Consider the following 13784-nt stretch of genomic DNA (forward strand, 5'->3'; position numbering starts at 1 on the left):
AAGAGTGAGTCGGGGTTCAAAAAATTGGCATTGAACATAGTGCACGCTGTTGAGTTCTCAAGGAACGGACGCACCCGAGTTTCAGTCTCTTCGACCTGCCCTCAGGGCAACCTGTCTAACATACCACCTCTTCGCCGGCCTCCGATACGCGATCGGATCACATGCGTGATCGACACCAGCCAGAAGCTGTGCCATCAGTTGAGGTGGAGTTTCATCTTAGGCTTGAAATCACCGAGTCGCAATACTGCGCCTTCGAGGTTATTTGGCTAAGATCATCGTCTTCGCGGCCGGTCCGCTTCTCGCTTTCCGCTCCGCCGTGGCGACAAGAAAGAATCTACGCGGCCGACCGCCCAAGCGACAAATCGGCCGTGCATCCCGGGCGTGTCGCGCTCGTTCTCGGGCCCCGCTCGCGGCATTCCGCCGCGGCATCCACCGGCCTTCGCGGCTCGATGCGCACGCGGGCGCAGGCGCCGGGCGCCTGGCGCCTGCCGAACGGTCGCGGTAGACGCCGACGGCGCCCCTCCCGGTGGGGAGGGGCGCCGTCGGTGCGAGCGGGGCGTCGTTCAGCCGACGCCCTCGAGCGCGTCGGTCTCGGTGTTGCCGATGTTCGCGATGACCTCGGGGCGGTGCTTGGCGAGGTGCAGGTACCACGCGATCGCGGCGATCATCGTGGCGAGGAACAGGTACGGGATCACGTTGAGCGGCCAGGCCGGCACCGGCCAGACGTTCGCGAAGAACACGTAGGCCATGGCGCCCACCGAGACGACCGCGCAGAACCAGACGAGGCCGTTGCGCATCTGCTCGCGGCGCGTGTAGGCGACGCAGGCGATCGCGACGAGCGCGTAGGCGACCATGTAGCCGTAGGTGCCGTAGGTGTCGACCCACACGACGATGTCCATCGGGTTCACGCCGATCGCGAGCAGCACGAGGTCGAGCGCGATCGCCGCGGGGCCGGCGACGAGCAGCACCCGGTGCGGCGTCAGGTGCGTGTCGTGGGTGCGTCCGAAGCGCTCGGCGACGACCCTCTCCTTGCCCATGACGTAGACGATGCGGCCGACGACGTTGAGCGGGGCGACGACCACCGCGAAGAACGAGGCGCCGACGCCGAAGGTGAGGATCGGGGCGAACCAGGCGGGCATGCCGATCTGCGTCGCGATCGCCTCGAGCGGGCTCGCGACCGTGGCGAGGTCCTCGCCGAGGATCGCGATCTGCGTGTAGGCGGAGAACACGTAGAGGATGCCGACGGTCACGGCGCTCCACATGATGGCGCGAGGGATGGCGGTGTACGGGTTCTTCGCCTCGCGGCCGAGCGCGTCGGCCGACGAGAAGCCCACGAAGCCGAGGATGCCGAGCACCATGCCCGCGGCGACGCCCTGGAACGGCACGCCCTCGAGCGAGAACTGCGCCGGGTCCCAGGCGGCCGGGCCCGCCCACACGAGCGCGAGGATGAGCAGGATCAGGATGATCGTGACCGAGACGAGCTCGAGCACGAGCGACACCCGGGCCGACAGGCGGATGCCGCGGATCGTGAACAGCGTCGCGAGTCCGCCGAGCACGACGGCGAGCGCGAGCGACCATCCGAGCCCCTCGGCGGGGATGCCGATGAGCACGAGGAACTGGTTCATGTACGAGACCGCGCCGCCGAGCGAACCGGCCGCGATGCCCCAGCAGCCCACGAGGAGCGCGATGCCGGCGAGGTAGGCGCCGAACGGGCCCAGGCCCTTCGCGACGTACGTGTAGAGCGAGCCGGCCGAGGCGTGCCGCCTCGCGAAGACCGCGACGCAGTAGCCGACCGCGAGGATGACGAGCGTGGCGAGCACGAACGAGAGCATCGTGCCGTTGCCCGCGCCGATGTAGATGCCGGCGGCGGTGAACGCGATGACCGCGCTCGGGGCGATGTTGGCGATGGCCTGGGCGGCGAGCTCGGGCCCGCTCATGACGCCGCGGCGGAGGCCGGCGTCGACGGGGGCCGACGCGGGTGCGCCGGTCTGGGTGGGGGCTGACATGGGGCAACTCTCCAATGAGTCGGGTGATGCGGTGGGCGGGTGGGGGTGGGCGGTTACGGGATGAGCAACGTGCGGAGCGCCTCGCCGGACTCGAGGTCGTCGAACGCCTCGGCGGCCTCTGCGAGCGGCCGGCGGGCCGAGATGAGCGGGTCGAGCTTCAGCTGGCCGTCCATGTAGCGGTCGACGAGCGCGGGGATGTCGATCGACGGTCGCACCGAGCCGTAGTTCGAGCCGAGGATGCGCTGATCGGCCTCGGCGAGCACGAGCGGCTCGAACGAGGCCTTCGCGCCCGTCGGCGGCAGCCCCACGATGACGGCGGCGCCGCCGAGGCCGAGCATGCGGATCGCCTGCTCGGTCGTGACGGTGCGGCCGATCGCGTCGAACGCGTAGTCGACGCCGTCGGGGATGAGCTCCATGAGCTGCTCGACCGCGTCGCCCTGCGAGGCGTCGATCCGGTCGGTGGCGCCGAACTGCAGGGCGAGCTGGGTCTTCTCGGGCAGCACGTCGATCGCGACGATGCGCTCGGCGCCGGCGAGCTTCGCGCCCTGCACGACGTTGAGGCCGACGCCGCCGCAGCCGATCACGGCGACGGTCGAGCCGGGTTCGACGGCGGCCGTGTTGAGCACGGCGCCGACACCGGTCGCGACCGCGCAGCCGACGACGGCGATGACGTCGAGCGGCGCGTCGTCGCGCACCTTCACGGCGCCCGACGCGGGCACGATCACCTCCTCGGCGAACGACGAGACGCCGAGGTAGTGGTGCACCTCCTCGCCCTGGAGCGCGAGCCGCGAGGTGCCGTCGAAGAGCACCCCCTTCGGGGCGACGACCGTCGCGACCTTCTGGCAGCGCGCCTCGTGACCCGAGCGGCAGTAGCGGCACTCGCCGCACGGCGGCACCCAGCTGAGCACGACGTGGTCGCCGACGGCGAGCGACGTGACGCCCTCGCCGAGCTCGACGACGACGCCCGAGCCCTCGTGGCCCATGACGAGCGGCGCCGGCGCATCCCACTCGCCGCGCTTCACGTGCAGGTCGGAGTGGCAGACCCCGGCCGCGGCGATCTTCACGCGAACCTCGCCGGCCTTCGGGGCGGCGAGGTCGACCTCGGCGACCTCGATCGGCGTCTCCGGCTGACGGAAGACGATGGCTTTCATGATGCTCCTTCGGATCGCTCGTCCGGGCGGGATCTCGTGCCCGGGCAAGCCGATGGTAGGCAGGCCACGTCATCGCCGTCACTGCGAAGAAGTGTGAACACGACTGCCGTGCTTCGACATTTCGTACACTCGAAGCGTGGCCCGCCGACTCGACTCCATCGCCGCGCACCTCGGCGCCGCGCTCGTGGGCGGGCGCGTCGACGGCTCGGTCCCGGTCGACTCCGCGGTGCCGCTCGCCGACTTCGCGGTGGTGGGACATCCGGCCTTCGCGACCCTCGTCGTCGGGGCGCCCGACGAGCTGTCGGCCGCGATCGGCGCGGGCGACGACCGCTCCGGCGAACTCGCCGCCGCCGTGCTCGTGACGAGCGGCGACACGGCCGAGCTGCGCGCCGCGCTCGACGCCGCCGGGGCCACCGGGCTCATCGGCGCCGCACCGTCGCCGGATGCGCTGCTGCCGACCCTCGTGGCCCTGCTCGCCGCCGACCAGGCGGCCGAGGACCGGCTCGTGACCACGGGCACGAAGGTGCTCACCCAGGTCGCGCGGCGGGGCGGCGCGAAGGCCGTCATCGCCGAGCTCGCGCATCGCATCGACGGCTGGGCCGTGCTCGTCGACGTGCACGGCCAGGTGATCACGACCGCGGGCGCCGGGGGCCTGCACGTGCAGGATGCGATCGCGGTCGCGTTCAACCGACCCGTGCGGGTGCGCCACCCCGGGCTGCAGGTGCACCCGGTCGGGCCGGGCGAAGACCTCACCGCCCACCTCGTGATCGCCTCGCGCGAGGGGTCGACGAGCCGGAGTCGCGACCTCGCCTCGCAGGCGGCGGCCCTCCTCGACCTCGTGCTGCGGACGCACGACCACACCGGCACCGAGCGCCTGGGTCGGGCGGTCATAGTCGACACCCTGCTCGCGGGCGGGAGCGATGCGTCGGACCTGCTCCGCCGCTGGGGCGTGCGCGAACGCAGCCTCACCGCGTTCGCCCTGTCGAGCCGGTCGAAGGCCGTCGACCTCGAGCGGCTCGTGACCCGCTGGCTCGACGAGCTCGGCGCCGTGCACGTCGTCACCGAGGCGCACGAGCGCGTGCTCGGGTTCCTGCGCGACGACCACGTCGACGCGTTCGCCCGCCGAGCCCTGGAGTTCACCATCGACGGGCGACCGGTGCTGCGGCTCGGCCTCGGCTCGTCGGCCCCGACCGATGCGCTCGCACGCAGTGCGGGCCAGGCGCGGCAGGCGCACGAGTCCGCCGTCGCCGAGGCGCGCACGGTCGTGCGGTACCGGTCGCTGCCGACCGTCGCCTACGTGCTCGAGCACCTCGATGTCGAGACGACGGCGCGCGTCGGCGAGCTGCTCGACCCGCTGCGCGGCGCCGACGGCGCGCACGGCGAACTCGTGCAGACCCTGCGCGTCTACCTCGCCGAGCACGGCGCGCTCGGCGCCACCGCGACGGCGCTGGGCGTGCACCGCCAGACCCTCGCCTCGCGACTGCTGCGCATCGAGGAGCTCACCGGGCTGTCGATGTCGAGCCCCGACGACCGCACCGCCGCCTGGCTCGCGGTGCGCGCGCTCGAGCGCTGACGCGGGGTCGCCGATGCGCCGGACCGCTCACCGCCCGTCGAGCACCCGTCTCACGAACTCCTCGGCCGCTGCCGGGTCATCGAGCCACGGCAGGTGGCCGCCGTCGATCATCTGCAGCTCGGACCCGGCGATCAGCGAGGTCAACCGCCGGGCCGAGCGCTCGCCCCCGAAGGTGTCGTCTCGCCCCCAGAAGAAGTGCATCGGGACGTCGGCGACGGCGAGCTGATCAGGTCGGAGCGCATCGCGGGGTCGGATCCGCCCGAACAGTCGCTGATCGTTCGCCCGGGTCGGCGTCGACGTCATGAGCGCCGTGTACCAGCGCAGGAACGACGCGAGGGCTGGGCGCGACATCGCCTCCCGGTCGTGGCCCATCACGGTGAAGTTGCGCAGGGTCGAGTCCGCCGTCCAGGTGCCGAACCGCCGCAGCAGCGCGCTCACCCCCGGGATCATCGACGGCACGAACGCCGTCGGCACCCGCGACCCGGGCGACGGCGCCGGACATCCGAAGTGGAGGTAGCGCGGCACGACCCCGGGATGCGCGAGTTCGTGGGCGAGCGAGAGGTAGGAGCCGAACGAGTTCGCGACGACCGCGATCGGCGGAGCGGGCAGGGCGGCGAGCGCATCGGCGAGCAGCGCCGCCCCGTGCTCGCGCACGCTCATGCGGGCCTGCGCGGGCTCGCTCAGCCCGCAGCCGGGCCGCTCGATCAGGACGCGGCGGAACCCGGTGAGCCGGCCGACGAGCGGGGCCCAGCACGACGCGGCGCTCGGTCCGCCGTGCAGGAACAGCAGCGTCGGCCCCTCGCCGAGCTCGAGCAGTCGCACCCGGGACCGGAGCGTCGGCAGCTCCATCCACTGCGCACCGGGCTCGCGCCCCGCGTGATCGAGCCAGAGGCGACGTTCCGCCTCGAGGAAGCGCTCACGCGCCTGCTGCACCGTTGCTGCCGAGGTGGTCACGTCGACTCCGTCCCGATGCGCTCGGACCGTAACCCGTGAAATCAGGGTACTGCGCAGACGATACCCGCCATCGGTTTTCCGATGCCCGAACGGGATGCCTCGGCGCGAGACTCGCGGGGTCGAAAGGAACCCCATGACCAGCATCCTCATGATCGTCACCGCCGCCGACGCGATCGAGCTCGCCGACGGCACCCCGCATCCCACGGGCTTCTGGGCCGAAGAGCTCGTCGTGGCCCACCGCGCACTCGCCGCGGCGGGCGCCGAGATCACCCTGGCGACCCCGGGCGGTGCACCCGCCCCGGTCGATCCCGGCTCGCTGACGGTCGAGATCGTCGGCGACGCCGCCAAGGTCGACGATCTCCGCGCCTACCTCGAGACGATCGAGGCGGAACTTGCGGCGCCGAGATCCGTCGCCGACCTCGACGCCACGGCGTTCGACGCCGTCGTGCTCCCGGGCGGACACGGCCCCATGGTCGACCTCGCGCACGATGCGGGGGTCGGCGCCGCCCTCATCGCAGCCGACGCGGCCGACGTGCTCATCGCACCGTTCTGCCACGGCCCGGCCGCACTGCTCAGCGCGACGCTCGACGACGGCGCCTTCGCCTTCGCCGGGCGGTCCGTCACGGTGTTCACCGACGAGGAGGAGCGCACCGGCGGCCTCGGCGCGGGCACGCCCTGGTTGGTCGCGACGACCCTCGCCGAGCGCGGCGCGCGCGTCGAGGGCGGCGACCCGTGGTCGAGCCACGTCGTGCGCGACGGCAACCTCATCACGGGCCAGAACCCGCAGTCGAGCGAGGCCGTCGCCGCCGCCCTGCTCGCGGCCCTCGGCGAGCGGGCTCGGCACTTCGCGGCCTGACGACCCGGCGCCGCGCAGGCCGCCGTCAGCGCGGCGCCGCGAGCTCGTGGAGCGCCGCGGCCACCGCCCGCAGCGGACCGCGGCGTTCGAGCTCGCCCGTTCGCGTGACGAGGTAGAGCGTGTTGAGCGGCGCGAACTCGGGCTCGTGGAGGGCGACGAGCTCGCCCGCATCCAGCTCGTGCTGCACGAGGTAGGCCGGCAGCACCGACATGCCGGCGCCGCCGACCAGGGCCGCCCGGATCGCCCGGAGGTCGGGCACGACGGCCGCGACCGCGAGCTCGTCGGGCCGGTGCCCGAAGACCGACCGCCAGTACCGGCGCACGATCGGCAGCTCGTCGCCGTAGGCGATGAGCGGCACCGCGGCGAGCGCGGCCTCGTCGAGCGGGGGCGCGCCGTCGGGCCGGAGCACCGGCGCCCCGACGAGCACGAACTCCTCGTCGACGAGCGGGGCTGCGCTGAGCCCCTTCCGCGCGGGCCGGACGGAGCTCACGACGAGGTCGAGCCCGCCCTCGCGCAGTTCGTCGAGCAACGGCTCGGCGAGCCCGAATCGCATCCGCACGCGTACCGACGAGGCATCCGTCAGCCGTTCGAGCTGCGGGGCGACCACCTCGCCGAGGAACTCGGCCGCGCCGCCGAGCACGATCGTGACGGCCTCGCCCGAGATCGCGGGGGCGAGCACGTCGTCGAGCGCGTCGAGATGCGCGGCGATCCGCCGCCCGAGCGCGAGCGCGCGCGGCGTGGCGGCGACACCGCCGGGAGAGCGCTCGAAGAGGGTCGCACCGAGCTGCTGCTCGAGGGCCTGCACGTGGGCGCTCGCCGTCGCCTGCGAGATGCCGACGAGGCGTGCGCCCTCGCTCACCGACCCCGCCCGCAGCACGGTGAGGAAGGTGCGCAGATGCTCGAGATCGTGGGCCGCCATCGGCGCGATTCTGCCACACGGGAAGATCCGCGAACCCGGCCCGGTTGTCGAGAGGAGACGATCGTGAAGGAGCATCCATGCCACTCGAGGGCGAGTACGCACCCGGCACCGCCGACTGGGCCCGCAAGCAGGCCGAGCGGTTCGAGGCGTCCGACGGGGCGTCGGCGAACACGCTGCGCGGACGACCCATCATCGTGCTGACGACCCGCGGCGCGAAGTCGGGCAAGCTGCGCAAGACGGCGCTCATGCGGGTCGAGCACGACGGCGAGTACGCGGTCGTCGCGTCGAAGGGCGGCTCGCCCGAGCAGCCCCAGTGGTACTGGAACCTCAAGGCGCACCCCGAGGTCGAGCTGCAGGACGCAGACCGCAAGCACGACTACGTCGCCCGCGAGGTCGAGGGCGCCGAGCGCGACGAGTGGTGGGCCCGCGCGAACGAGACCTGGCCCGACTACGCGAACTACCAGACGAAGACCGACCGACTCATTCCGGTCTTCGTGCTCACGCGCGTCGTGCGCTGACGCGGGAGCACCTCAGAGACCCTGCATCGTGAAGGTGCGAGCGAGCACGGCGCGCAGCGGCGGCACGGCGAGCACGCGCACGGCCGCATTCCGCAGGGCGAGGCGGATGCCTCGTGCCGGCGCGCCCATCGCCATGTTGAACGCGGCCCGGCGGCAGGCGCGGCGCGCGGCGCGCCGGCGCGTCCGGTCGTAACCCGCGAAGGGCGAAGCGACGACGGTGCCGCGGCCCTCGGCGTCGACCGCGGCGCCGAGGGCGTCGGCGAGCGCGACCGCATCGAGGAACCCGAGCGACATGCCCTGCCCCCCGATCGGGCTGACCTCGTGCGCCGCGTCGCCGGCGAGCGCGATCCGCCCCGTCGCGAACCGGGTGGCGACGTGCTGTCGCGCGTCGAACGTGCTCGGCTCGACGGCTGACGCGTCGAGTCGCACCCCGACGCGCTGCCGCACGATCGCGACGAAGCGCTCCGCGTCGATCAGCTCGCGGCCAGGCACCCGGCCGAGGTGCGCGACCCAGCGGCACCCGCCCGGCAGCGGCAGCGCCTCGACCACCCCGCCGGGCTCGAAGTGCAGTCGCGCGACCCCGTCGCTCCGTCCCGGCACGTCCGCCATCGCGTACGCCGCCGCCCCGCGCCGACGGCGCCACCCGAGCCCGAGCCCGGCCCGCATCGGACTGCGCACGCCGTCGGCGACGACCGCCCACCGCGCATCGACCTCCGCGCCGTCGGCGAGGCGCACGGTCACCGCCGTCGTCGCATCCACCGCCGACGATCCGATCGCGACGGCCTCGGCACCGCGGCGCAGCGCCGACGGCGCGAGCTCAGCGAGGCGGCGCTCGAGCGCCGCCTCCACGAGATGCTGCGGCACCGACAACACGGTCGACGCCGACGCGAACCGCATCCGTCCGAGCGTGCGCCCGGTGCAGCCGACCTCGCCGGCGGTGATGCGCGTGCCGAGCCGCTCGAGCTCGACGGCGACGCCGGCCGTGGCGAGCGCGCGCACCCCCGGCGCGTGCACGCCGATCGCCTTCGGCCTCGTCGACCGCTCGAGCCGCCGTTCGATCACGGCGACCTCGAGGCCGCGACGGGCGGCGAGGCATCCGACCAGGAGCCCCACCGCACCGCCGCCGACGATCACGACGTCGACCGCCTCCCGCATGCGCATCCTCTCCGGCGCCGGCTCAGGCGCGCGGCCGGCCAGCCGCGTCGGCCTGCCAGATGACCTCGAGCCGCGACGGCGCGGCACGGCGCACGCGCCAACCGTCCGGCAGCACCGCTGCGAGCTCGGCCGCCGTGTGGCTGCGCCGGATCGAGGCGAGCCCGTCGGCGCGGATGTACGAGCCGCGCAGCAGGTTCGCGGCGAACGGCAGGGTGCCGGCCGCGAACGCCGCGTAGGCGAACCGGCTCCGTTCGATGTCGCCGTGCACGACCGTGCCGCCGAGCTCGGCCAGCCGCTCCGAGTCGGCGAGCAGGGCGCCGAACTCGCGGCCGTCGAGGTGGTGCAGCAGGTGGTTCGACACGACGAGGTCGAAGTGGCGGTCGGCGTCGGCGAGCTCACCGGTGGTCACGCCGAGCAGTTCGAGCCCGGGCACCGGGTCGCGCTCGACGGCGGCGCGCGCTGCGGCGAGCGCACGCGGGTCGGGGTCGATCGCGGTGACCTCGAGCCGCATGCCCTCGCCGGCGGCGCAGCGCAGCCAGCGCCTCGGCAGGTCGGCGGCGCCCGTGCCGACGTCGAGCAGACGCGTCGTCCACACGGGAGACAGCCGGGGACGGATCCAGTCGCGGTACGCCGCGCCCGCGCCCGAGACGACCGTGTTCACGAGGTGGAACTGCTCGAAGGTGCGGGCGAGCATCTCGGGGTCGCAGCCGGGGTCGTCCATCACCTCGCGGACGCGCTCGTCCCTCGAGGCGAGCGACTGCCAGATCCCGCCGCCCGGAGTCACGCCCGGCACCCGATCCCGGCCGGCCCCGGAGCGCTCACCGCGACGCCACCGTCATGAGCGCCGACTCGACCGTGAGGCCGGGCCCGAACGCCATCGCCGCGACCCGCTCGCCGTCGGCGGCCCCGCCGTCGAGGATGCGCCGCAGCACGAACAGCACGGTCGCGCTCGACATGTTGCCGTAGTCGCGCAGCGTGTCGCGGGCAGGCACGAGCTGCTCCTCGCTCAGCACGAGCCGCGACTCGACCTTGTCGAGGATGCTGCGCCCGCCGGGATGGATCGCCCAGTGCTCGATCGCCTGCCCCGAGGCATCCGTCGCGAGCGCCTCGGCGAGCGACTCGTCGTGCGCGAAGAGGGGCTCCATGGCGCCCGAGATGTGCTCGTCGATGATCGCGGGGATCGCGTTCGAGAGCACCATCTCGAAGCCGTGGTCGCCGATCTTCCACGCCATGTCGCCTTCGCCGGTCGGCGTGATGCGGGTGGCGAACCGGTCGAGCACGAGGGCCGGCTCGCCGGGTTCGGGCTCCCGCGCGGTCACGATTCCGGCCCCGGCGCCGTCGGCGAAGAGCGACGACGCGACGATCGTGTCGGGGTCGTTCGACGACCGGAGATGCAGGGTGCAGAGCTCGACCGACACGACGAGCACGACCGCCGAGGCATCGGCCTCGCAGAGCTGCTTCGCCAGGCGCAGCGCCGGGATCGCGGCGTAACAGCCCATGAAGCCGAGGTGGTAGCGCTCCACGCCCGCATCGAGGCCGAGCTCGCGCGCGATCATGAAGTCGGGGCCGGGCGCGTAGAAGCCCGTGCAGCTCACCGTGATGATGTGCGTCACGTCAGCGGGCTCGATGCCGGGCGTCGCGGCGATCGCGGCCCGGCCGGCGTCGACGTAGAGCTTCGTCGCGTGCTCGGCGTAGAGCTCGTTGCGCGCCTTCGTGCCGGGGAAGAGCAGCTCGCCCGAGCCGATGTCGAAGAACACCGGATCGTCGGGTCTCGCGTCGCGACTGAGTTCGCTGAGCACGGTGTGCCGCGTCTCGATGGCCGAGACGTCGAAGCTCGTCGTGATGATGCGCTGCGCGAGCCGGTTGAGCCCCGGCTGCGCCGCGAACACGTCGCGCACCTCGGGCTGGACGAGCACGGTCGGCGGTACGACGGTCGAGAGTCCTCGCAGTGCGACGGTCATGCCCCATCGTAGGGTCGCGGGGGGATGCCTCGGCAAGGGGTTCCGGCGGGCTCACCGCTGGTTCGCAGGCTCGCCCCGGGACCCTGCATCGCGGGGTATCCACCTGCAGGGCGGGAGCCGTATCCTGCACTCACGATCATCGGCAATCGGCCGGCGAGCGCGGAGCGGGGGGATGCATGGCTACGACGGAGAACACGGCGAGGACATCCTCTCGGGCGGTCATCCCGCTCGCGGTCGCGCAGTTCATCATGGTGCTCGACAGCTCGGTCATGAGCGTGTCGATCAGCCAACTGGTCGAGGAGTTCGACACCACGGTGTCGACGATCCAGCTCGCGATCACGCTCTACGCGCTCGTGATGGCCGCGCTCATGCTCACGGGCGGCAAGATCGGCGACCTGTTCGGGCGGCTCCGGGTGTTCCGCATCGGGCTCGTGATCTACGCGATCGGCTCGCTCATGACCGCGCTCGCGCCGACGGTCGAGGTGCTCATCGTCGGCTGGTCGTTCATCGAGGGCGCGGGCGCCGCCCTCGTGCTGCCGGCTCTCGCCGCCCTCGTCGCCGGCAGCTACGAGGGCCCGGCCCGCGCACGGGCGTACGGCATCATCGGCGGGGTCGCGGGGGCCGGCATCGCGATCGGCCCGCTCCTCGGCGGCTGGCTCACGACCGAGTACTCGTGGCGGTGGGTCTTCGCGGGCGAGGTCGTGTTCGTCATCTTCGTGCTCGCGGTGGGCAAGTGGATCACCGACGACCACGTGCGCGAGAAGTTCAAGCTCGACGTCATCGGGGCGCTCCTCTCGGCACTCGGCCTCGCGCTCGTCGTCGTCGGCGTGCTGCAGAGCGGCACGTGGGGCTGGGTGCAGCCCGTGCAGTCGCCCATCACGCCCTTCGGGTTCGCCCTCACCCCCTTCGTCATCGGCGGCGGCCTCGTCGTGCTCTGGGCGTTCTTCGCCTGGGAGCGCCATGTCGCCGGGGCGGGACGCGTGCCGCTGCTCGACGTGCGCAACCTGCGCATCCCCGCGCTCCGCTCGGGCCTCGCGAGCCTCCTCGCCCAGAACCTCGTACTGCTCGGCATCTTCTTCGCGGTGCCGCTCTATCTGCAGGTCACGCAGGGCATGGACGCCTTCCAGACCGGCCTCCGCCTGCTGCCGACCTCGATCGCGATGCTCATCGCGGCGGCGCTCGGCGCCCGCGTGGGCGCGGCCTTCGGTTCGCGCGCGATCGTGCGTGCCGGGCTGCTCACGATCACGCTCGCGTGCCTCGTGATCATCGCGACGATCGAACCGCAGCTCGCGACCGTGCCGTTCGCGATCGGCATGACGCTCGTCGGCCTCGGCACCGGCCTCCTCGCCTCGCAGCTCGGCAACGTCGTGCAGTCGTCGGTGCCCGCAGAGGCCCGCAGCGAAGCGGGCGGCCTGCAGTACACCGCCCAGAACCTCGGCTCATCGCTCGGCACGGCGCTCATCGGCTCGCTCATGATCGGTGCGCTCGCCGCATCGGTGCTCGGCCTCATCGCCGAGGACCCCGACATCGAGGCGGCCGTGCGCGACCAGGCGACCGTGCAGGTCTCGCAGGGCATCGAGTACGTCGCCCCCGCCGAGGTCGAGCAGGCGCTCATCGAGCAGGGGCTGCCGGCCGACCAGGTCGACGACCTCGTCGAGAACTACTCGGCCGCGCAGCTCTGGGGCGTCAAGGTCGGCATGCTCGCGTGCGCCGCGGCAGCGCTGCTCGCCCTGCCGGCGACCAGGCGCCTGCCCGGCAAGCGCGACGCCGCCCGCGAACCCGTTGCGGCGGCCGGCTGACGTTCGCAGCGACGACGGGTGAACGGACGGATGCCCCGGGCGGAGGTTCCGCCCGGGGCATCCGGTGTGTTCGGTCTCGGCGTCAGGCGCCGAGCAGCTTGGCCTTCGCCGCGGCGAACTCGTCGGGGGTCAGGATGCCCTGCTGCTGGAGCGCCGCGAGCTTCTGCAGCTCGGCGACGACATCGGTGCCGCCGGCGGGCGCCGCGGCGGCCTGCTGGGCCGCAGCCTGCTGCGCGGCGGCCTGCTGCGCGGCGGCCTGCTGCTGCGCGTACGCCTGCTGCTGGTCGTACTGCTGCTGCTGCTCGTAGGCCTGCGCCTCGTACTTCTGCTGCGCGCGCTCGTTCTGGCGGCGGGCGACGTTGCCGGAGACCGCGGTCGCGGTGCCGGCGACGACCGCGGTGCGCGCGGCCATGCCGATGAGACCGGGACGACCCATACGACCGAGAGGCATGATCAGTTCTCCTCACCGCTCGCCTGCGCGAGCAACTCGTTCACGACCGGCGCGGGGATGCGCTCGGTCGACAGCACCACGCCGCCGCCCGCGGCGAAGCGCGATGCGAGCTTCTTCGCCCAGAGCAGCTCGAACGCCGCGAGCGCCGCCGAGGTGCCCGGCGGGATGAGCTCGGCGAAGTCGTCGACGTCCTCCGCCCCGACCAGGCCCGACTGCTCGAGCTCGAGCACGCCGAAGCCGTACGACTCGCCCTCGTCCTCGATCTCGACGATGCGCACCGAGCCGTCGGGCTCGCGCGACACGATGACGAGGTCGAGCAGGCGCACCTCGCCGTCGCCGACCAACTCCTCGAGGGCCTCCACCGTGCCGGGATCCAGCCGGTCCCCCTCGAATCCCACCAGATACAGCTCCACCGGGCCGTACTCGAACTCCGCCATGATT

General features: G+C 72.9%; 13 protein-coding genes. 4 read left to right on the plus strand and 9 right to left on the minus strand.

What is annotated here, in order from left to right; translation table 11 throughout:
• Positions 1–563: 563 nt before the first annotated feature.
• Together AC3RJ6_RS00005 and AC3RJ6_RS00010 are read right to left on the minus strand one after the other, a co-directional pair.
• On the minus strand, positions 564–1937 hold the full coding sequence (locus AC3RJ6_RS00005) for an APC family permease (protein WP_491426193.1): 1374 nt from the start codon (positions 1935–1937) through the stop codon (positions 564–566).
• Between the two features lie 122 nt (positions 1938–2059).
• A complete protein-coding gene (locus AC3RJ6_RS00010) occupies positions 2060–3157 on the minus strand; it encodes an alcohol dehydrogenase catalytic domain-containing protein (protein WP_491424777.1) in 1098 nt (365 codons plus the stop codon).
• Positions 3158–3293: 136 nt separating this feature from the next.
• Between AC3RJ6_RS00010 and AC3RJ6_RS00015 the strand changes: the two genes are divergently transcribed.
• Positions 3294–4730: a PucR family transcriptional regulator gene (locus AC3RJ6_RS00015; protein WP_491424778.1), complete on the plus strand. Its 1437-nt coding sequence runs from the start codon at positions 3294–3296 to the stop codon at positions 4728–4730.
• A 27-nt stretch (positions 4731–4757) separates the two neighbouring features.
• On the opposite strand, the gene AC3RJ6_RS00020 is transcribed toward AC3RJ6_RS00015, so the two are convergent.
• Positions 4758–5684, minus strand: coding sequence for an alpha/beta fold hydrolase (locus AC3RJ6_RS00020; RefSeq protein ID WP_491424780.1), 927 nt, complete (start codon positions 5682–5684; stop codon positions 4758–4760).
• A 133-nt stretch (positions 5685–5817) separates the two neighbouring features.
• Here AC3RJ6_RS00020 and AC3RJ6_RS00025 point away from each other — a divergent pair, with 133 nt between their 5' ends.
• Positions 5818–6540 carry a type 1 glutamine amidotransferase domain-containing protein gene (locus AC3RJ6_RS00025; protein WP_491424781.1) on the plus strand — a complete coding sequence of 241 codons (723 nt, stop codon included), beginning with the start codon at positions 5818–5820 and terminating at the stop codon, positions 6538–6540.
• A 25-nt stretch (positions 6541–6565) separates the two neighbouring features.
• Here AC3RJ6_RS00025 and AC3RJ6_RS00030 read toward each other — a convergent pair whose 3' ends face one another.
• The gene (locus AC3RJ6_RS00030; RefSeq protein ID WP_491424782.1) at positions 6566–7459 is read right to left on the minus strand and encodes a LysR family transcriptional regulator; all 894 of its coding nucleotides are present in this window, start codon (positions 7457–7459) and stop codon (positions 6566–6568) included.
• Positions 7460–7536: 77 nt separating this feature from the next.
• Here AC3RJ6_RS00030 and AC3RJ6_RS00035 point away from each other — a divergent pair, with 77 nt between their 5' ends.
• Complete coding sequence (locus AC3RJ6_RS00035; RefSeq protein WP_491424783.1) at positions 7537–7977, plus strand: nitroreductase family deazaflavin-dependent oxidoreductase; 441 nt, start codon at positions 7537–7539, stop codon at positions 7975–7977.
• Between the two features lie 12 nt (positions 7978–7989).
• Here the strand turns inward: AC3RJ6_RS00035 and AC3RJ6_RS00040 are convergent, their stop codons facing one another.
• From AC3RJ6_RS00040 to AC3RJ6_RS00050, 3 genes are read right to left on the minus strand one after another with little or no spacing between them, the layout of a single operon-like run.
• Positions 7990–9132 carry an FAD-dependent oxidoreductase gene (locus tag AC3RJ6_RS00040; RefSeq protein WP_491424784.1) on the minus strand — a complete coding sequence of 381 codons (1143 nt, stop codon included), beginning with the start codon at positions 9130–9132 and terminating at the stop codon, positions 7990–7992.
• Between the two features lie 22 nt (positions 9133–9154).
• Positions 9155–9916: a methyltransferase domain-containing protein gene (locus AC3RJ6_RS00045; protein ID WP_491424785.1), complete on the minus strand. Its 762-nt coding sequence runs from the start codon at positions 9914–9916 to the stop codon at positions 9155–9157.
• A 34-nt stretch (positions 9917–9950) separates the two neighbouring features.
• Complete coding sequence (locus AC3RJ6_RS00050; protein WP_491424786.1) at positions 9951–11093, minus strand: type III polyketide synthase; 1143 nt, start codon at positions 11091–11093, stop codon at positions 9951–9953.
• A gap of 176 nt (positions 11094–11269) precedes the next feature.
• Between AC3RJ6_RS00050 and AC3RJ6_RS00055 the strand changes: the two genes are divergently transcribed.
• The gene (locus AC3RJ6_RS00055; protein WP_491424787.1) at positions 11270–12892 is read left to right on the plus strand and encodes an MFS transporter; all 1623 of its coding nucleotides are present in this window, start codon (positions 11270–11272) and stop codon (positions 12890–12892) included.
• Positions 12893–12974: 82 nt separating this feature from the next.
• Here the strand turns inward: AC3RJ6_RS00055 and AC3RJ6_RS00060 are convergent, their stop codons facing one another.
• Positions 12975–13343, minus strand: a complete 369-nt coding sequence (locus tag AC3RJ6_RS00060) for an SHOCT domain-containing protein (protein WP_491424788.1) — start codon at positions 13341–13343, stop codon at positions 12975–12977.
• Positions 13344–13345: 2 nt separating this feature from the next.
• Positions 13346–13780, minus strand: a complete 435-nt coding sequence (locus AC3RJ6_RS00065; RefSeq protein WP_491424789.1) for a DUF6325 family protein — start codon at positions 13778–13780, stop codon at positions 13346–13348.
• Positions 13781–13784 lie beyond the last annotated feature (4 nt).

The organism is Agromyces cucurbitae, assembly GCF_058349945.1.